The organism is Staphylococcus auricularis (genome assembly GCF_051172115.1).
GTDB classification, from domain to species: domain Bacteria; phylum Bacillota; class Bacilli; order Staphylococcales; family Staphylococcaceae; genus Staphylococcus; species Staphylococcus auricularis_A.
Genome location: NZ_JBPIZN010000002.1, coordinates 94,702 through 113,846, shown reverse-complemented (window position 1 = coordinate 113,846; position 19,145 = coordinate 94,702). Strand labels below are relative to the sequence as shown.

Annotated in this window: 14 protein-coding genes and 1 pseudogene; 4 read left to right on the top strand and 11 right to left on the bottom strand. The window is 38.6% G+C overall.

Going from position 1 to position 19,145, the window contains the following annotated elements; all coding sequences use genetic code 11:
* Nucleotides 1–4,697 (bottom strand): Rib/alpha-like domain-containing protein (locus ACSBRB_RS04825; RefSeq protein WP_435031851.1); only part of this gene is annotated, 4,697 nt, incomplete at its 3' end.
* Between the two features lie 360 nt (nt 4,698–5,057).
* Here ACSBRB_RS04825 and ACSBRB_RS04820 point away from each other — a divergent pair.
* Both ACSBRB_RS04820 and ACSBRB_RS04815 read left to right on the top strand, forming a co-directional pair.
* Nucleotides 5,058–5,816, top strand: coding sequence for an ABC transporter ATP-binding protein (locus tag ACSBRB_RS04820; RefSeq protein ID WP_435031850.1), 759 nt, complete (start codon nt 5,058–5,060; stop codon nt 5,814–5,816).
* Complete coding sequence (locus tag ACSBRB_RS04815) at nt 5,806–7,671, top strand: FtsX-like permease family protein (protein WP_435031849.1); 1,866 nt, start codon at nt 5,806–5,808, stop codon at nt 7,669–7,671. Before ACSBRB_RS04820 ends, ACSBRB_RS04815 begins: the two co-directional genes overlap by 11 nt.
* Nucleotides 7,672–7,797: 126 nt before the next feature.
* On the opposite strand, the gene ACSBRB_RS04810 is transcribed toward ACSBRB_RS04815, so the two are convergent.
* From ACSBRB_RS04810 to ACSBRB_RS04800, 3 genes are read right to left on the bottom strand one after another with little or no spacing between them, the layout of a single operon-like run.
* Entirely contained in the window at nt 7,798–8,973 is a 1,176-nt protein-coding gene (locus tag ACSBRB_RS04810; protein ID WP_435031848.1) for an ABC transporter permease, read from the bottom strand.
* Entirely contained in the window at nt 8,970–9,650 is a 681-nt protein-coding gene (locus ACSBRB_RS04805; protein ID WP_059106310.1) for an ABC transporter ATP-binding protein, read from the bottom strand. The genes ACSBRB_RS04810 and ACSBRB_RS04805 overlap by 4 nt, the downstream gene beginning before the upstream one ends.
* Nucleotides 9,647–10,777: an efflux RND transporter periplasmic adaptor subunit gene (locus tag ACSBRB_RS04800; protein ID WP_435031847.1), complete on the bottom strand. Its 1,131-nt coding sequence runs from the start codon at nt 10,775–10,777 to the stop codon at nt 9,647–9,649. Before ACSBRB_RS04800 ends, ACSBRB_RS04805 begins: the two co-directional genes overlap by 4 nt.
* 323 nt (nt 10,778–11,100) lie before the next feature.
* On the opposite strand from ACSBRB_RS04800, the gene ACSBRB_RS04795 reads away from it, so the two are divergent.
* Nucleotides 11,101–11,469, top strand: coding sequence for a 6-pyruvoyl trahydropterin synthase family protein (locus ACSBRB_RS04795; RefSeq protein ID WP_059106308.1), 369 nt, complete (start codon nt 11,101–11,103; stop codon nt 11,467–11,469).
* 55 nt (nt 11,470–11,524) lie between these two features.
* Here the strand turns inward: ACSBRB_RS04795 and ACSBRB_RS04790 are convergent, their stop codons facing one another.
* The 5 genes from ACSBRB_RS04790 to ACSBRB_RS04770 form a co-directional block, all read right to left on the bottom strand.
* The gene (locus ACSBRB_RS04790; protein ID WP_435031846.1) at nt 11,525–11,986 is read right to left on the bottom strand and encodes an ASCH domain-containing protein; all 462 of its coding nucleotides are present in this window, start codon (nt 11,984–11,986) and stop codon (nt 11,525–11,527) included.
* Nucleotides 11,987–12,143: 157 nt separating this feature from the next.
* Nucleotides 12,144–12,866: a dihydrofolate reductase family protein gene (locus tag ACSBRB_RS04785; RefSeq protein WP_435031845.1), complete on the bottom strand. Its 723-nt coding sequence runs from the start codon at nt 12,864–12,866 to the stop codon at nt 12,144–12,146.
* A gap of 152 nt (nt 12,867–13,018) precedes the next feature.
* Nucleotides 13,019–14,242: a CynX/NimT family MFS transporter gene (locus tag ACSBRB_RS04780; protein ID WP_435031844.1), complete on the bottom strand. Its 1,224-nt coding sequence runs from the start codon at nt 14,240–14,242 to the stop codon at nt 13,019–13,021.
* 228 nt (nt 14,243–14,470) lie between these two features.
* Nucleotides 14,471–14,986: a DUF308 domain-containing protein gene (locus ACSBRB_RS04775; protein ID WP_435031843.1), complete on the bottom strand. Its 516-nt coding sequence runs from the start codon at nt 14,984–14,986 to the stop codon at nt 14,471–14,473.
* A 189-nt stretch (nt 14,987–15,175) separates the two neighbouring features.
* On the bottom strand, nt 15,176–16,123 hold the full coding sequence (locus tag ACSBRB_RS04770) for a PTS sugar transporter subunit IIC (RefSeq protein ID WP_232234374.1): 948 nt from the start codon (nt 16,121–16,123) through the stop codon (nt 15,176–15,178).
* Between ACSBRB_RS04770 and ACSBRB_RS04765 the strand changes: the two are divergent.
* Nucleotides 16,122–16,211 (top strand): annotated as a pseudogene (locus ACSBRB_RS04765) (hypothetical protein); the annotation flags it as partial. The gene ACSBRB_RS04770 and the pseudogene ACSBRB_RS04765 sit on opposite strands and share 2 nt — an antisense overlap.
* Nucleotides 16,212–16,575: 364 nt before the next feature.
* On the opposite strand, the gene ACSBRB_RS04760 reads toward ACSBRB_RS04765, so the two are convergent.
* Together ACSBRB_RS04760 and ACSBRB_RS04755 are read right to left on the bottom strand one after the other, a co-directional pair.
* Nucleotides 16,576–17,475, bottom strand: a complete 900-nt coding sequence (locus ACSBRB_RS04760) for a mechanosensitive ion channel family protein (RefSeq protein WP_435031842.1) — start codon at nt 17,473–17,475, stop codon at nt 16,576–16,578.
* 314 nt (nt 17,476–17,789) lie between these two features.
* Nucleotides 17,790–18,554, bottom strand: coding sequence for an SDR family NAD(P)-dependent oxidoreductase (locus tag ACSBRB_RS04755; RefSeq protein ID WP_059106301.1), 765 nt, complete (start codon nt 18,552–18,554; stop codon nt 17,790–17,792).
* Nucleotides 18,555–19,145 lie beyond the last annotated feature (591 nt).

Below are 19,145 nucleotides of genomic sequence, written 5' to 3'. Positions count from 1 at the left end.
ACGTGATCTTTCGATCCATCTGGGTACTCAACTGTTACGTCGACTTCTGTTGTTCCTTCCGTATTTCCGTTAGGAATCTGACTGTCTTCGAACGTTAATTTCGGTGCCTTACCATCCGTTGGATATCCTGGAATCGTAATCGCATTTGTGATGTCTTCTGGTGTTACTGGTGTACCGTAATCTTTATTCACTGAACCCGGTACTGGTTCGTATTTCGATGCGTCGGATTGTTTACCAACCGTAACTGGGGCTTTCACTTTGTCTTTCGAACCATCTGGGTATTCAACCGTTACATCCACTTCCGTTGTGCCTTCTGTATTTCCGTTCGGAATTTGACTGTCTTCAAATGTGATCTTAGGTGGTTGACCATCACTTGGATAGTTCGGAATCGTAATCGCATTTGTGATGTCTTCCGGCGTTACTGGCGTACCATGATCTTTCGTCACTTTGCCTGGTACCGGCTCATACTTAGAAGCATCTGATTGTTTACCGATTGTAATCGGAACTTTCACGTGATCTTTCGAGCCATCTGGGTACTCAACTGTTACGTCGACTTCCGTTGTGCCTTCTGTATTTCCGTTAGGAATTTTACTATCTTCGAACGTTAATTTTGGTGGCTGACTATCCGTTGGATAGTTTGGAATTGTGATCGCATTTGTGATGTCTTCCGGTGTTACCGGCGTACCGTGATCTTTATTCACTGTTCCTGGTACTGGCTCATATTTAGATGCGTCCGATTGTTTACCGATTGTCACTGGGACTTTCACTTTATCTTTTGATCCATCTGGGTACTCAACTGTCACATCCACTTCTGTTGTTCCTTCTGTGTTTCCATTTGGAATTTGACTATCTTCAAATGTGATCTTAGGTGGTTGTCCATCACTTGGATAATTAGGAATCGTAATCGCGTTTGTGATATCATCTGGCGTTACTGGCGTACCATGATCTTTCGTTACTGTTCCTGGTACCGGCTCATACTTAGAAGCATCCGATTGTTTACCAATTGTCACTGGAACTTTCACTTTATCCGTTGAACTGTCTGGATATTCAACCGTTACATCCACTTCTGTTGTTCCTTCCGTATTTCCGTTCGGAATTTGACTATCTTCGAACGTTAATTTCGGTGGTTGACTATCCGTTGGATAGTTTGGAATTGTGATCGCATTTGTGATGTCTTCTGGAGTAACAGGCGTACCATGATCTTTATTCACTGTTCCTGGTACTGGCTCATATTTAGATGCGTCCGATTGTTTACCGATTGTCACTGGGACTTTCACTTTAGCCGTTGATCCATCTGGATATTCAACCGTTACATCAACTTCCGTTGTTCCTTCTGTATTTCCGTTCGGGATTTGACTATCTTCGAACGTTAATTTCGGTGGCTGACTATCCGTTGGATAGTTTGGAATTGTGATCGCATTTGTGATGTCTTCCGGTGTTACCGGTGTACCGTAATCTTTCGTTACTTCGTTTACATTTGGTTCGTATTTAGAAGCGTTCGGTTGTTCCCCTACAATTACTGGGACTTTCACTTTATCAGTTGTGCCATCTGGATAGCCTACTGTAACTGGTACTTCTGTTCTGCCTGCTGTATTACCGTTCGGTAATGTGCTTGGCTTATCAACTGTAATTGTCGGCTGTTTGCCATTCGCTGGGAAGTTTGGCACTGTAACTGCACTTGTTACTTCGTCAGCTGTGACTGGTGTACCGTAATCTTTAGTTACTTCATTTACGTTTGGTTGTTCCCCAACTGTTACCGGTACTTTCACTTTGTCAGTTGTACCATCTGGGTAGCCGACTGTTACTGGTACTTCTGTTCTGCCTGCTGTATTACCGTTCGGTAATGTGCTTGGATCATCCACTGTAATTGTCGGTTGTTTACCATTCGCTGGGAAGTTTGGCACTGTGACTGCACTTGTCACTTCGTCAGCTGTTACCGGTGTACCGTAATCTTTCGTTACTTCGTTTACATTTGGTTCGTATTTAGAAGCGTTCGGTTGTTCCCCTACAATTACTGGGACTTTCACTTTGTCAGTCGTGCCATCTGGGTAGCCGACTGTCACATCAACTTCTGATCTACCTGGAGTATTACCATTTGGTAATTGACTAGGATCATCAATTGTAACTGTTGGTTGTTTACCTGTAGTTGGGAATTTAGGTACGGTTACCGCACGTTTAACATCATCTTCAGTAACAGGCGTACCGTAATCTTTAGTTACTTCTTTTGCAGTTGGTTCGTATGTTTTAGCATTTGTAACTTTAACAACGAATGAGTCTGCTGCAACTTCTTTATCAGCAACAATTAAGATAGCTGTGTAAACATCGCCATCTTTAACGTTACTTGGAACTGTAAATGTACCTTTAGTTTCCCCATCTTTGATTGATGTAATATCTCCAGTATTTTTAACTACCCTACCTGTTTTATCTCTCCACTCGATACGAGTTGGTAATGGAGATAGCTGCGTACCTGTAATATCAATGTTGACTTTATCACCTGCTACAGCTGGTTTATCTGTATTGTTGTAATTAACAATATTAAGGTCTACGTCTGTAGAAGATTCAACGACAGCAAAGTTAACATTATACCACATTGGGCGCATAGCTGGGTTTTGTGCCGGTGCTGCTTGCGGTGTGAATGATAAGTTACTGTTAGGTGCTCTAAATTCTGGAGTTGTAAATGATGAATAAGCTTTGATGATGTTACCTTTTTTATCTAAAACATAGCCATATACATGTTGATCATCTAATGTACCATTAGGGAATCTTAACGTATACTTACCTTCCCCATCTGTTTCACCATATACAGTAGCTGAAATATACTCAGGATGTTGTGTAAGTAAGCGTTTTGTTGCTGCTGCTTTTTCTGCATCTGGTAATCTTTCAATCTGCGCTTTATACGCTTGTCCGCCTTCTTTTGTTAATGAAGACATAACCACTGTATAGCCGACTGCTACTGGATCTCTAAGGTTTTTATTTGGTCCTGTAGCAGAGTTAAATTCATCACCTGCACCCGTTTCTAACCAAACGTGACCAGAAATTGTATTTTTCGCTTGTACTACTACAGCCGGTGCTGCTAAAGGACCTTGTGTATCATGAATCCATTGTTTATTATTTTTAGTCATATAACCATTCGTTGGTTGAATAGACATAAAGATACCTGTACGTTGCATGTTCGTACCAACTAATTGGAACTGACCGATATTCTTATCTGTTGTAGAATTAATGAATGTGCCAGGGAAGAAGCCACCTGCGACACGAAGCATAGACGCAGTGTTTCCGTTTCCTGTCTTGAAGTCGTTAATCCAGATACGATAACGTTGACCAGGACTCGCGCTAAATTTGTGTAACTTACCGTTGGCATCAACCCAACCTTGACGTAAATCAAACGCATAAGCACCTGGGCCTACTTGAGATCCATCTACTTTACTTAATTTATTTGTTGTACTTGCTGAATACGTTGGTGAAACCGCACCGTCTGTATCCATAAATTGTAAATAGACTTTTGTACCTTCAGGCACTGGTGTTAAACTGTTTGTCATTGTAGCTGGTGTACCTTTATCGACGAGCCAAGCACGTCCAGACAAAGTATTTGCCGCATTCGTTGCGTCAGTTGCTGTTTTGATATAGCCATTCTTAATCGCGTCTGCTTCAATCACTTTCTTACTTGCAGCAGTAATTTTTGGTTCATTCGCAGCTCTTGTGACTGCAGTACTTCTCGCTTCTCTTGTAGTACCTGGTAAAGTAGAAACGACTTCATCACGAGCTTGCTCATCTGCAAAGCGTTGCGCTAAAGCATAAGCAAATGATTCCGGTGTAATTTCAGAATCTTCTAACTCTAATGAATCTACGACTTTTTGGGCTTCTTCAGTAGAAACGTTTGTTACAGAAGCATAGTAAGCTGCAGCTGAAGCTTTATCATTCACATCTTCAATATCAAATGGTTGAGTTGATGATGTTGACGCTTCTTCTTTAGCAGGTTGCGCTGTTTCAGCTTTATGGTTCGTCGATTGCGCTTCTTCACCTTTATTGTCAGATTTAGCTTGTGGAGCTTCATCCGTCACTTCAGGCTTAACCACTTCATGTGAAGTTGGGGATTCAACGTCACTTTGTGGTTCTTCTTCAACAGTTGTCTCTTCTGTTTCTGTGCCAGGTGCTTCCTCCCCAGGGGCTTCAGTAGACTCTGATGCTTCTGAATCTTGTTCAGTCGCTTTGTCTGCCTCTGGCTCAGGTGTTTCTTGTGATGCAGGTGTTTCAACGTCAGATGTTGGTGCTTCAACGTCAGATTCAGGTTCCTCTTCTGTTGATTCGGCTTCAGTTTGACTTTCAGTTGATTCAGTTGCTGCTGAATCTTCAGTCACTGATGCATCATCTTCAGATGAAACTTCTGGTGATGCCTCTTCAGCTTCTGCTTCAGGAGCTTCAACCGCTTCAGTCACGTCTTGAGATGACGCTTTTGTTGCAGGTGCAGTTTCCACTGAACCTTGTGCTTCAGCATCTACCGTGTCTTCGTCAGTGTCAGCATCTTTGTTGCTATCACTCACATTAGACTCTTGATGTTCTACTTCACTCGCTTGTGCATGGTTGCCAATGCCGAAGATTAAGGTAGCTCCAATTAATAATGAAGCTGTTCCAACCGAAAATTTACGAATAGAATACCTGTTTCTTCGTTCTTTTTCTGTGAATTTAGAATTTTCCATCTATTGCATGTATCCTCCTTTAATTAAATAATTACAACCTTATTGTACATAAATACAACTCATTTGAAACCAAATTGTGTACATTTCTAGAATTATTTTAATTAGATGCGTTACATATAATTATTATTTTTAGGAACAAGCAAATAACAGTAAATACATTCAATTATATTAACCATTCTTTTAGTGGTAAGTTTTTTATTATTTATTTATTGTATTCGCTTTAGTATTACGCGTTTCCTGAGGAAATTCACGTTTCTTACAACACTGTAAGTTTTGCCTACGCATTTGTAATCTAAGATAAAGGCACCAGCTTTACTCCGGGCATACACTATATGTAACAACAAACTTAGGAGTGATTCGATGGATATTTTAAATGTAGATCATTTATCTAAAATATATGGTACTAAACGTCCTTTTAACGCATTGGACGATATTAATTTTTCAGTAGAAGAGGGAGAATTCGTCGCAATTATGGGGCCCTCTGGTTCAGGGAAAACGACGTTACTGAACGTACTTAGCTCAATAGACACAGTCTCTAAAGGTAGAGTTGAAGTGAACGGAAAAGATATCAGTAAGTTAAATAACAAAAAGTTAGCAGATTTCCGTAAAACGCAACTTGGGTTTATCTTCCAAGATTACAGCTTATTAGCCACTTTAACGGTGAAAGAAAATATTATGTTACCGCTCTCCGTTCAAAAGATGTCCAATAAAGATATGGAAGAAAATTATCAAATGGTTACAGAAGCTTTAAACATCAACCAATTAGGAGATAAATACCCTACTGAAATTTCAGGAGGACAACAACAGCGTGCAGCAGCAGCGAGAGCGTTCGTTCATCAACCTTCTATTATCTTTGCTGATGAGCCTACTGGGGCACTCGATTCTAAAAGTGCGCAAGATCTTTTAAATCGTCTCACTGATATGAACACGCAATTTAATTCTACAATCATCATGGTAACCCATGATCCGTATGCAGCTAGTTTCGCTCAACGTGTCATCATGTTGAAAGATGGACGCATTCATTCACAACTCCATCAAAAACAAAATTCGAAATCAGACTTCTATCAAAAAATCATTCATCTGCAAACCGAATTAGGTGGTGTGACTCATGAGTTTTAATCACATAGTACTGAAAAACTTAAGACAGAATTTGAAACATTATGCAATGTTTCTCATTTCATTATTATTAAGCATTATTATTTACTTTAGCTTCGCTACATTGAAATACACAGATGAAATTGCAGCAGAAAATGCACGTGTCATCAAGAATGGAGCTATGGTTGGGCTCTACGCTTTATTTGTCATCATCGTCGTCTTCTTAATGTATGCAAACCATTTATTTATTAAAAGACGGACAAAATCATTCGCTTTATTCCAACTGATTGGTCTAACAAGAGGTAATATTTTAAGAATGCTCTGTATCGAGCAACTCGCTTTCTTTGTCGCAACAGGTATACTCGGTATCTTATTAGGATTAGGCAGTTCTCAACTGTTACTGATTATCTTAGGTAAACTTATGGAATTAAAAGTTAATATCAACATTAGCTTTGAACCTAAGGCCTTACTCGTAACGTTATTGTTACTCGTCATCGCTTATATCCTTATTTTCATACAGAATGCACAATTTCTTAAAAAACGTAGTATCCTCACTATGATGAAAGATAGTTCTCAAACAGAAGCTAAAACGGCTCGTATTACACCTAAAGAAGTTCTAAGTGGTGTGCTCGGCATCATCATGATTTTCTTAGGATATTATTTATCAACTGAAATGATGGATAAATTCGCAAATATACTCACACCATTTATCATTTTAGCTTTAACGATTGTTGGTGCTTATTTATTCTTTAGAAGTACAGTTTCAGTCATTTTCAAATCACTGAAACGCTTGAAAAAAGGTCACGTAGGCATTACCGATGTGGTCTTCACTTCTTCTATTATGCATCGAATGAAGAAAAATGCGATGTCACTTACTGTTATTGCGATTATCTCAGCGATTACGGTCACTGTGCTTTGCTCTGCGACGATTGTCAAAGTCTCAACCGCAAAACAAATCGAAGCAGCTGCGCCGGAAGATTTTGATATTGTGGAAAATAAATTAGCTTCACAATTCGAAAACAAATTGCAACAAGCAAATATTCCATACAATAAAACGTCTTATCAAGTGCTTCAATCGCCAGTCAAACACAATAAAGTGTTCACCGTAGAAAGCGACAATGTGCCGTCGATTAATAGAACAACGCTTAGCTCAAATAATCATCTCAAAGGTAATGAAGCGAAAATCACAAACATATCAAGCCTCCCACAAAATATCAAAGTGAACTTGAATCAAACGGTGACAGTACAGGGTAAAACTAACGCTAAATTAAAAGTAACGTCTAAAGATGAAAATAAAGTTTATCCTGTAGAACTTACTGCTATGGCGCCCGTGCTTGAAGTGAGTCCTCAAGTCTATCAATCGCTCAGAACAGAGGAATTAGAAGTAACTGAACATGGCTACAATCTCAAAAATCAAGACGATATGGCAAAAGCTGAAAAAGTAGCTCAACAAGTCAACTCAGACATAGAATCTAAAAAACAAGTCACTAAATCAAACAATCAAACAGCGGGTATCATGATCTTTGTCTCAGCATTCTTAGGCTTTGCATTCTTAATCGCGGCGGGTTGTATCATTTACATCAAACAGATGGATGAAACTGAAGATGAACTACCAAGCTTTAAACTGTTACATCGTATCGGGTTTACTAACAGTGATATGATGCCTGGATTAACACTCAAAGTTCTATTCAACTTTGGTCTACCTCTCATCATCGCATTGCTGCACAGCTTTTTCGCAGCCAGTGCCTTTATGAACATCATGAGTAGCTCATCACACACCCCGGTCTTCATCGTCATGATTGTCTATACTATCGTTTACGCAATCTTTGCGCTGATCGCATTAATTCATTCAAGACGAATGATCAACCAAGCTCAATAATATTGAACAATTAAATGAGGAAGACAAAAAGAATCCCTCTAAACCTAACTTATGTCCTAATAAGTCTGATTTAGAGGGATTGTTCTATCTTAATATCGTGATAACTGAAGCTGGATGACACTATATCTATTTAATGATATCAATGAGTTCTTTTTTCGCAGCTGAGCGTGCGGGTACCCAACCAAAGACGATACCAATGAGTGTAGATACACCTACTGCTGTGAGTATAGAGCCTATCGTGACCGCACTCTTAATGTATTCTGGTGTCACGGCATCAATACCTTTAGATATCAAAATGCCTAGGATTAAGCCGATTAATCCTCCGAGAATACAAAGCACAACACTCTCAACTAAGAACTGAATTTCTATGTCTCGTGCTTTAGCACCAAATGCGCGTCGGATCGCAATTTCTTCTGTACGTTCGGCAACAGAGATGTACATGACGTTCATCACACCGATACCTGCGATGAATAAGGAAATACCTGCTACGGCCGCAACAAAGTAAGTGATACCGTCAAAGACTTTGTTAATCCCTTTCATCATTTCTTCAATATCTGTGTAACTGTATTCTCCGTCTCCAACACCTGAACCACTCTTATTGAGTTTGTCTGCAGCTTTGTTCGCAGTTTCTTTCTTATCTGCATCTTCCGTAAGCGTCAATTGCAGTGATGGGAATTCTTGGTTTAAGTCTGCCATATAATGGTCAAACGTCTTCGCCGGCATATGTACGGCTGAATCATTCATCGCATCGTTTTCTATGCCGACGACTTCAAAGCCTTGGCCTTCGATATAAAGCGTTTTACCCATCGGATCATTATTGAAGACGTCATCGGCGAGTTTATCATCGATCGTGACGACTTTATTTTGTAATTCATTATCATCCGCATCGAAACCTTTACCTTCCTCAGGCGCTTCTAGTGATTTGCGTTTGAGGATGTTGACCTCACCTTTTTTCTGGCTATTTGTCAGCTTCGCGGAATAACCCATGTCATCATCCACTTTCACTTTGGCGTCTTTAACACCCTCGATTTGTTTTACCGTATCGATATCTTGTGGACTAAATGGATTATCTTTCGGAGCTTCCCCGTTACTGGTCATAAAATCAATCACTGCGGAGTCTTTACCTGCACCGGATTCAGTCAATTCGTCATTCGCAGTCTTTTTAAAACCATTCCCTAAAGACATGATCGTAATAACTGCGGCAATTCCTATGATAATCCCGATCATCGTAAAGATGTTACGACGTTTATTTTTCAAAATTGATTTGAACGAGATGGCAATAATGTTAGGTAAATTCTTCATTCTACCACCTCTTCCCGTTGTACACGACCGTCTAGAATGTGAATGATGCGGTCCGCTTGATCTGCGACTTTGCGATCGTGTGTAACCATGATCATTGTTGTGTTATACGTTTGATTTAATTGAATGAAGAGTTCCATAATGTCTTTCGATGTCTTTGAATCGAGTGCACCTGTAGGCTCATCGGCGATAATAAATTTTGGCTGATTGATAATGGCACGAGCAATCGCTACACGCTGTTGTTGACCCCCGGACAGCTGATTAGGTACGAGGTTTTCTTTATCGAACAAACCAACGTCGTGTAACGTTTGTTTCACGCGATCTCTGCGTGCTTGTGAACCTAAGCCACTGTAGACGAGTGGGATGCTGACATTTTCTAAAATCGTGTTGTTTTGAATCAGTTTAAAGTTTTGAAACACAAAGCCTACCGTTTTATTTCGGATATTCGCAAGTTCATTATCAGAGGTTTCTTTATAGCTTTCATCTTTAAAAAGATAATCTCCTTCATAGCCTCGGTCGATAAAGCCTAAGATATTAATTAATGTACTTTTCCCTGAACCTGAAGGGCCCATGATGGCAACGAACTCACCTTCTTCAATCCGGATGTTGATGTCTTTTAAAATGTGATTTTCTTCGTCACCATTTTTAAAATGTCGATTGATATCTTTCAATTCTATCATGACGACACCTCAACTTTTTCTCCATCATTCATATACTTTTTCGGATTTTTAATGAGTTTGTCACCCTGTTTCAAACCATTTTCTACAAAGATTTCACCGTTTACTTTATTAATCTTGATGTTGCGTTTAGAAACTTTGTTTTCATCGTTTACGACAAAGACTTTATTGTCTTTTGTAAGTACTGATTTCGGAATTTTAATAGAGTTAAGTGGAATTTTCACATCAGTAGAATATCCGGCACGAATTGGGATATTGATATCACTGATGACAACGCTGTATTTAGATGATTCAGAATCACTGCCACCACTTGGGTCTGATTCAACGGGGTTAGACGCTTGAACGCTTCCGCCGCCGTCTTCACCTTCATCACCACCAGCAGCTGCTTCTCCGCCACCTGCTGCACTTTCACTCATTTTATCTTCATAACTTGTTGGTAGTTGTGAAATTTTCGTGATTTCACCTTTACCTGTCTTACCGTTGTTTGAAATTTTCACATCGACTTCATCACCGACTTTGATTTTATCTAAGTCATATTCTGAGACAGACGTTTTGATTTGAGGCTCATCTGCGACAAGTTGTAAAATCGGTTGGCCTTCTGATACTTCTTTACTATTTTGGATGTCGACTTTACCATCAAATGATGCGTAAACACTGTCGTTCACTTGTTGATCATATTGATCTAATTGTTTTTGTGCATCTGCAAGTGCACTTTCATCTTGCGCTAATTTCTTTTGAAGTTGATTGTCATATGGTTTTTGATTTATGTTGTTATAATCGTCATTCACGCTACTTTGAGCATCATCTACTTTGTTAGCGAGATCTTGGCGTTTGCCGCCGTTCACATCATAGCTGATTAACGGATCACCTTGATTTACGGAATCTCCGTCACTCACTTGTGTGCTAATATATGTACCAATTTGGCTATTATAGTTGTATGTTTTGACTGAACTTGGAGAAGCTTTACCTTCTAGTTTTAAAGGACTTTCTTTTTCGACTTCATACGTTTCGTATCCGTCTTTATCTTCTGCACTTTCGCTATTATTCACTTGTTTTAACACTGTTGCTACGACAATTAATGCAATGATTGCAACTACTGCTGCAATAATCCATACGAGTTTATTTTTCATATCGCTACCTTCCTTAACATTATTATAAATTGATAGTAACATATTTTTGTGCATTTATACTAGAAGGTAATTAATTGTCATCTTCTATTTTTGGAAAGTTGCTATATTTTTAAAAAATTAAATCTCCATTTTCGATTTAAAATGCCTTGAAAATAAGCTTGAGAGGTATTTTAAAATCACTTATTTTTCTATCAGCTTTATTTTTAAAAATTCGTCTTAACAAAATCTTTAAACTCAAATGTTGATGATTATACATCAAACCGTCATCACTTTATAATAAGAAAGAACAGTATTAACCACATCAAAATAAAGGGGATGAAACGATGGATTTCAACGAGATTCAACCACCTGAAACTATGCAATATCGTCAAGGACACGTCGTACTTAAGCAACAATATAACTTTACTGCTGACAATCGCATTTATTTTACGCAAACACAACACAAAGACCTACATAATCACGAATATTATCTCTATGTTGACGTGCTTTCTCCTATCAATACGTCAGGGATGGGTATGGATTTCAACGAGATTGACGCGATCTACAGCCAACATATTCAACCTCTATTGCACCACCAATTACTTAACGAAACGTTACCCAACTTTAATACTACTGCTGAAAATTTGGCATTGTGGTTATGGGATACCTTCGAGCATCATCTTCCTGAGGGTAACCATGTTTATCGACTTTAACTGTATGAAACACCTGAGCACGGCGTTGAATTAAACACGTCACTCAAACATGAATCTAGCAATCATCACTAATCACTCGTTGTTTCACTTCAAGATGTCGAACGAGTTCCCATATAGGATCAGACGGTTGAATCCCTCGATACGATTGCGGCACAGAAAAAGAGGGATCCTGCCGTTTCAACTCCGCCAACGTGACAGGTTCAAACAAATAGACAGCCTCAACCGGAATCGCATACCCTTGCTTAGCCTCTCCTAGATATGACTTGATCGCATCATAATGACCAGGTTGATCTCGTTCAGCTATAGCCGCAATTTCATCGACACGATCGATTACAGGCTGACCAAATTGAATCATGCCTACCACTTGTTTCTGGGTCTTAGAAATATAAATCAGCGCCTTAGTCGAATGCTTTTCAAACCGCTTCCGATACTCATAATGTTTCTCCCCACTTAGAATTTTATTAAAATAAGGTTCTTGAAGACTAAGTAAGATCACACTATCTGTTGGACCTATCAATTGTTGTAACTCCACTGCATCACCTTCTGTCAAAATCACATGTTATTACTTCAAATGCTACCGTAATCTCGTCATCCTGCCAACCACATACAAAAAGCGACCCCTATCTCATATGGATAGAGGCCACTTTGATATTTATATTTTCATGTGTTTCACATTAGTCATTTTTTACTTTGTAACGTAAATAAATTGTACTATCTGCAATCGTATCGTTAGAAATTAATTCTAATGGCACCGGTTCTGTGCTGTCATTTTCTCGGTTTGGTAATGCGAATGGAATTGCCTCAGGATCTCCTTCTAAGATTGGAGAAACAACAAGACTTAATTCGTCGCATAAACCAGCTTTAATGAATGACCAGTTAAGTTTTGCACCGCCACCGACCATGAATGATTCCATTGGGAAGTTTTGTTGTAAACGGTCTAGTGCGTCATTTAATCCAATTTCTGATTGACCTGCAATCACGTATGGAATGTTTTTATTGCGTAAGAATGCTTTATAATCGTCACTTGTTTCTTCAGTTACAACAACTACGACTTTCGCTTTAAATTCATTGTATTCGATTGTATCTTTCGGCCAGTCTACTCTACCATGTCCGTCTAATACAACGTAATAATGATCGAAATCTGTATCTACAATAAAGTCGCCATCTGGGACCGCTTCGTGATCTGTTGTTAATTCAGGTTCATTACCATCTGTAAAGTGTTTCTGAGCTGTAGAGCGTCCAGAAATCCATGCGTCAACGGGATGCGGTGCTTCATTTGTAAATCCATATTCGTAATAAAGCTCGCCGCCTTTTTTCGTTTCACTAAATTGACTATGGTTACCAGTAATTTTACCATCGAGTGTCATCATCATATGACAAAATAAAGTTCTATTCATAACAACATCTCCTTACAATTGCTATACCCTCCTAGTAAAATTTTAAAAGTCATCTTACACTTTAGCGACTCATTTTACACCACTTAACAGCGCTCAACAGGCATCAGCATGCACACTTCACATTTTTAAAAATTAGCCCAAACTATCTCACATTACTTCGCTAAATCATCTTCAATGACGTTGTTTTTCGCAGAAGGATACCCGAAAATGAATACACCAACTGACATGACTAAGAGCGTAATAATACCGACTGTCCAACTTTGTGTCGCATCATGTAAATAACCCATGAACAATGGGCCAACCGCAGCAATTAAATAACCGATAGATTGTCCAAATCCTGAGAGTGCAATACTGCCTTCACTTGTTCGTGCACGAATTGAAAAGAATGTCATGCACAAGCTGAAGCATGCACCTAAAGCGAGTCCTTCAATCATCATTCCAATGACGAGTAACACAATAGAATGTGTAAAGAATAAACCAAAGCCGAGTAGGTTTAATACAGTAATAATGATAATTAAAATGCGTTGATCTTTTAATTTACCCGCAATGACAGGGAAGAAGAACGTCATCGGTACTTGGCAAAATTGATTGATCATCAATAAATAACCCGCAGTTGAGGCAGAGACACCTCGGTCCATGAGAATGGAAGGGACCCACGCTGTGACCGTATAAAAAATCATAGACTGGAAGCCCATGGTCAATGCGATTAACCAAGCCAGTTTAGATTTCGTAACGGGTACATGCGCATTCTGTGAAGTGCCCTCTGTATGATCTGAAGTCGTTACTCGTTCTTGCTTTGCACCTTTACTTGCCAAAGGAATCCACAATATAAGCGCAGCAATTGCGAAAATACCCCAACAAGCTAACGATAATCTAAAACCTAATCCAGTCTCAGATAACGGGTAACTTAAACCGCCACCTAAACCTGCTGTAAAGTTCATTGTTGCAGTATAAAGACCGGTAGCGAGCCCGACTTGCATTGGAAAGCGCCATTTCACATAACTAGGTAAGACGACATTACCAATCGCTATCGCTATACCCAGTATGACAGTTCCTGAAATAAAGAGCGCAAAGCCACCTGCTACACGCACATATAATGCGACGATGAGTAGTAGAATCGCAATGAGTACGGTACGTGACATCGTCAAACGTCCAGCAATCCGTGAGACAAACGGAGACACTGCCGCAAATATTAACAACGGAATCGTCGTGAGCGTACCTGCTACACTATTATTAATATCCATCACTTCTTTGATTTCATCGATCACAGGTCCGACAGGAGTTAGCGGGGCTCTTAACGTCGACGCGACGAGTACAATCGCGAGGATGATACCCCAATTTCGTGTGAGTTTCTGTGATTGATCATACGCCTTCATCTCGATACCACCTTTAAATCGATGTTTTACTTTTATCTTATAATAATTTTACCCAGAAACCTAGCACCCTAGCGCTATCGTGCTGTTATTCTTAAAAAAAAAGAGTGAGGCAGAAACGTTAACTCACTTAACCTTTTCTCTGACTCACTCTTATGAAAATAACTTTTTAGCACTTAGGTTCCGTTAACCCTAAAGCATGTGCACTCTTTTCAAAGCTTTATATTTTTATTATGAAATACCATCAATCACATAAATAATACCAATAATCGCAAATGTCACAGCAATCATGAGGGATACAAAAATCATTCCCATAAATGGATTGAATAGAAGAAGTACCCCAAGAATGATACCTAAAATATTCGTCACAATGGTTAACGCACGTAACGCCCCACCATTGGTCATCGTCATCAATCCTAATATCGAACTCAAGATAAACCAAAAGGCGAAGAGATAGATGAATAACGTTGAGCTTACACCCACATTAAATAATACGATCAAGCCGAAGATAATATCGATGATTCCTGTCACTAAAATCATATTAGAATTAGCACCAGCTGCAGCTTTCGCTCGTTTTCGGAATGTAATACCGATCACACCATTGATTAAGATAAGCAAACCGATGAGCCACGTTAACACATAAAAGTTTCTTACGGGATAACTAAAGATCACGACTGCAATAATTAACAACAGTGTACCCATGATCAAACTCGACCATTTTAATTTATCGTTGTATTCGTTTGCCATAAAATGCCTCTTTTCTCTATTTTGAACTTTCTCTCCATTATATAAGATTGACATCTATTTTTGTTGAATGAACTTCTAAAGTGAAACATTACCCCACCAAAAAAGAATACCAACACCTATGAGCGTATCATAAGTATTGGTATTCACGTTCATTTCAATTTTTTATTTCCTGGAAAATATTTCATATGTTTATCTTGATGAATCGGCAACGCCACGTTCAATCATGTCTCGTTTGGTAACGACTGGATATTTCTTGAACACGATTGAGCCAATCAATCCAGCGATACCCCCAACGACTGCCATAGCAACGCCATAAAGCACGACGGTTAACGGGCTGTTGAAACCGAACATGACAAGGAATCCTGCAATCGGTGTTGCAGTACCTGTTGCATCATTCACCATACCTGATAGCGCAATGACGAGTCCTGCTGCAGCACCACCAAAGAAGTTCGTAATGTAAACCGGTATCGGGTTCGCAGAGACTATATCTGCTTGAGATAACGGTTCTATACTTACAGCAATCGTATCTTTACGATCACCGAGTTTCAATCTGTGGAATAATGTACTGTTGATAAATGCTGAACTAAATGCCGCCATTGCCCCAATTGCCATTGGAATACCTGTCAGGCCGAGTAAAGCGGTCAAGGCCATTGAGCTGAGTGGTGCTGTACCTACAACCGTGATAATACCGCCTAAAATGATACCCATGATAATCGGGTTTGTATCTGTACTACTCTGTATGATATCACCAATTTTCAATAATGTGTTGTTTACCACTGGTGTTAACAGTGTCGCAATCAAACGTGCGATCGGTGCCAAGATTAAGATTGAACCAATTAAGTCCAATCCATCTGGCACATATTTTTCAGTGTATTTCATCACATAACCAATTAAGTAACCTGCGAAGAATCCTGGAAGTAAATCCATACCTCCACAAGCTGCCGCGATGACTAACGCATAGACAGGTGATACACCAATCGCAAGTGCAGTGAGTCCAGCTGCTGCGACGCCATCAAGGCCACCTGCTGCATCCCCCAATTCTTCTAAGAACTTGATGCCAAAGACCTGGCCACCAACGTACTTATTAAATGCTTCGACTAAAAATGTTGCTATCGCCGCATTTGCTAAAGCCCCCATTGCTCTCATTCCATTTGGTGCCTTATAAGTAAATAGTGTGAACATAACGAGCACTAAAAATAAAAATAAAGTACCAATTAATAAATCTACCATTTCTTTTCCCCCTTGATTTATGTAATACATAAGAGTAGTTACCGTAATTCTACTAAACAATATATTATATTGCACGGAATATTTAGGGATTTCTTTGGTTTTTTTGAGATTTTTTATAAAAATGCATATAAATTCGGTGTATTATAAATATATTCGTTATTTATGTGAAAGCTTTCTCAATCTTTTAGGTGTTATTTAGTCTTCACAAATATTGTTTTTACTCATATAAATCCGAAAGTCCCAATTTGTTGGCACGTGATAGATTGAAAATGCCCACACACATAAAAAAAGCGCAACGAAATTCACTTTCTCAGTCAATTTCATTACGCTTCCTAAACTTCTTATGAATAACTTATTTCTTATTGTTGCGTGTCTTCTGATCCTGGTTCTGGTTGTTCATATTTAACAAGTGTCGGTTTTGGAATTTCAATGCCTTCTTCGTCAAAGTAATGGACAACTTCTTTACGTAATAAACGTTCACCAGGGAAATGCATACCTGGTTTCACGTGTGCTAGCAGTTTTATCACCATTTGATTACCATCAATGTCATCTAAACCGAGTAATTCTGGTGCATCCACGAAGATGTCATGTTTATCTTTGAGTGTTGGCAAGAATTCAAGGAGTTTTTTCTCAATCACTTCGTAATTTTCTTTCGGTGACACAGGTACCATCACGAGTGGTGAGACATCGGTTGATGAGAAGTTCACAATCTCACTGATCGTACCATTTGGCAGCGTAAAGATTTCACCTGTATCTGCTTGAATACGTGTTGATCTTAAACCGATTGTTCTTACGGTACCTTCCGCAATCGTCGCACCTGCAGTATTGATCTTAACGTAGTCACTGACATCAAACTGCCCTTCAAAGATAATAAAGAAACCAGTGATGATATCTTTCACAAGTGTTTGCGCACCGAAACCTACTGCGATACCGATGACCCCAGCTCCGGCTAAGATCGCAGATACGCTAATACCGAAACGTGATAAGATTGATGTTAATACGATGAACCAGACAATATAACTAATCAAATTCTGTACTAACGTAGAAAGGGTTTCACTACGTTTGATTTTATAATGTGTTTTCTTTTTCGCATTCGTTTTGAAAATTTTTCTAACCACTTTTTTCGCAACAGCGATAACAATCATACCAATAATGATATAAGCCGCAATCACTAAGACATAAACTAATAATTTTTGGTAAAATTCAACTTGTGTAAGTGGTTCAATTAGTTGCATTAACAGCTTTTTAACATGTTCCATCTGTTTCTTGGCCTCCTATTCTTCGTTTGTGACATGTTGTTTCGTCGCAATACATTCTTATTCCTTGGGTCATAAGCGAAATCTATATTGCGTATTAAAATATGCTTTACCTTTCATAATTATCACATTTAGTAAATGAATTAAACCAGAAACATTTGAAAAAGGTGAAAGTTACTGAATTTGTTAGAAATTACAACCGCCACATTATAAAACAACGCAATAAAAAAGCCGGCCTCACCTTACAGATGAAACCGGCCAAAAATGATTTTATAAATAATTGTTGTGAAATCTTTCAGCTATTCAAGCAACTTGAATTAGTTACCTGCTGTAAGACCACCGTCAAGGATTTGTTCTGTACCTGTAACGTACATTGATTCATCTGAAGCAAGATAAACAATGTTGTCTGCTACGTTTTCAGGAGCACCTAAATAACCGATTGGAATTAAGTCTTTAAGTTTTTCGATTTCTTCGTCACTGTAAACATCTTCTAACATTGGTGTACGGATGTAAGAAGGATATACACCGTTTACTCTGACGTTATAGTTTTGGTTAGCGTAGTATACGGCAGTTGCAGCTGTTAATAAACGTAATGCACCTTTAGTTGTGCTGTATGGTGCAGCGTTTTGTAAACCTCTTAAACCAGCGATAGAAACGATGTTGATGATTGAACCACCATTTTCGTTTTCTTTCATGTATTTAACTGATTCGTTACTACCTAAGAATGGTCCTTCAACATTGATTGCGAATGATTTACGGAAATCATCGATTGTTGAATCTTCAACAGTTTTAGCAATGCTGATACCTGCACTGTTAACTAATACGTCAAGGCGACCAAATTCGTCAATTGTTTTTTGAACTGCGTCTTTCCAGCCTTCTTCGCTAGTTACGTCTAATTTAACGAATAATGCTTTACCTTCACCGTCTTTGTTAATATCGTCAGCAACTTTGTTACCTAACTCTTCGTTTAAGTCAGCAATAACAACTTTTGCATCGTTTTCTACCATTCTTCTAGCAGTAACTTCACCTAAACCTGAAGCGCCACCAGTAATAATAGCGACTTTATTAGATAATCTACCCATAATACTACCTCCTTAATATTCTTTACGTATAGTATATACGACTTAGGTATGAAATTAAAGGAACTACATCTTTATACCTTAAGCACTCGATCAGCGCCCATTTTTAGGCGTTCACCATGTACTTAACGTATAAATAAATATCTTTACAATATTGTTCCCTTGCAAAGTTCCTCCGGGTGGGTAGCGACTTAGTATAGCCTTTCCTGAGTGTACGTTCATATGATAACCAATATCCCTACTATTCCTATCGGATTATCTTTGCAGTTATTAATTATATAACCTTTTATGAACTTTTTAAAACACTAAATGGCACTTTTTGTATAAATTTCTGTAATAAATATGTCAAATTTTATTCTTAAATCGTTCATAACTCGATAATATTCGCTTGATTTCATCCTCAAACCATTGACATCACAACATTTTTATTTCAAGAACTTACAAACTACAAATTTATCAAAATAAAAATAAAATCTATATATGCGCTACACAAACAATACACACTTTTAGTTTAATTTTACAACTATACACAACCTAAAAGTGTTATACTTTAAGGAGTGAGATTGGAACTGTCGCCCAACTCAGATATTCAAC

Bases quoted from the DNA above. Each gene is read 5' to 3' on its own strand.
- ACSBRB_RS04820 (WP_435031850.1), top strand. From the start codon at position 5,058: ATGGATATTTTAAATGTAGATCATTTATCTAAAATATATGGTACTAAA.
- ACSBRB_RS04815 (WP_435031849.1), top strand. From the start codon at position 5,806: ATGAGTTTTAATCACATAGTACTGAAAAACTTAAGACAGAATTTGAAA.
- ACSBRB_RS04810 (WP_435031848.1), bottom strand. From the start codon at position 8,973: ATGAAGAATTTACCTAACATTATTGCCATCTCGTTCAAATCAATTTTG.
- ACSBRB_RS04805 (WP_059106310.1), bottom strand. From the start codon at position 9,650: ATGATAGAATTGAAAGATATCAATCGACATTTTAAAAATGGTGACGAA.
- ACSBRB_RS04800 (WP_435031847.1), bottom strand. From the start codon at position 10,777: ATGAAAAATAAACTCGTATGGATTATTGCAGCAGTAGTTGCAATCATT.
- ACSBRB_RS04795 (WP_059106308.1), top strand. From the start codon at position 11,101: ATGGATTTCAACGAGATTCAACCACCTGAAACTATGCAATATCGTCAA.
- ACSBRB_RS04785 (WP_435031845.1), bottom strand. From the start codon at position 12,866: ATGAATAGAACTTTATTTTGTCATATGATGATGACACTCGATGGTAAA.
- ACSBRB_RS04780 (WP_435031844.1), bottom strand. From the start codon at position 14,242: ATGAAGGCGTATGATCAATCACAGAAACTCACACGAAATTGGGGTATC.
- ACSBRB_RS04775 (WP_435031843.1), bottom strand. From the start codon at position 14,986: ATGGCAAACGAATACAACGATAAATTAAAATGGTCGAGTTTGATCATG.
- ACSBRB_RS04770 (WP_232234374.1), bottom strand. From the start codon at position 16,123: ATGGGGGCTTTAGCAAATGCGGCGATAGCAACATTTTTAGTCGAAGCA.
- ACSBRB_RS04760 (WP_435031842.1), bottom strand. From the start codon at position 17,475: ATGGAACATGTTAAAAAGCTGTTAATGCAACTAATTGAACCACTTACA.
- ACSBRB_RS04755 (WP_059106301.1), bottom strand. From the start codon at position 18,554: ATGGGTAGATTATCTAATAAAGTCGCTATTATTACTGGTGGCGCTTCA.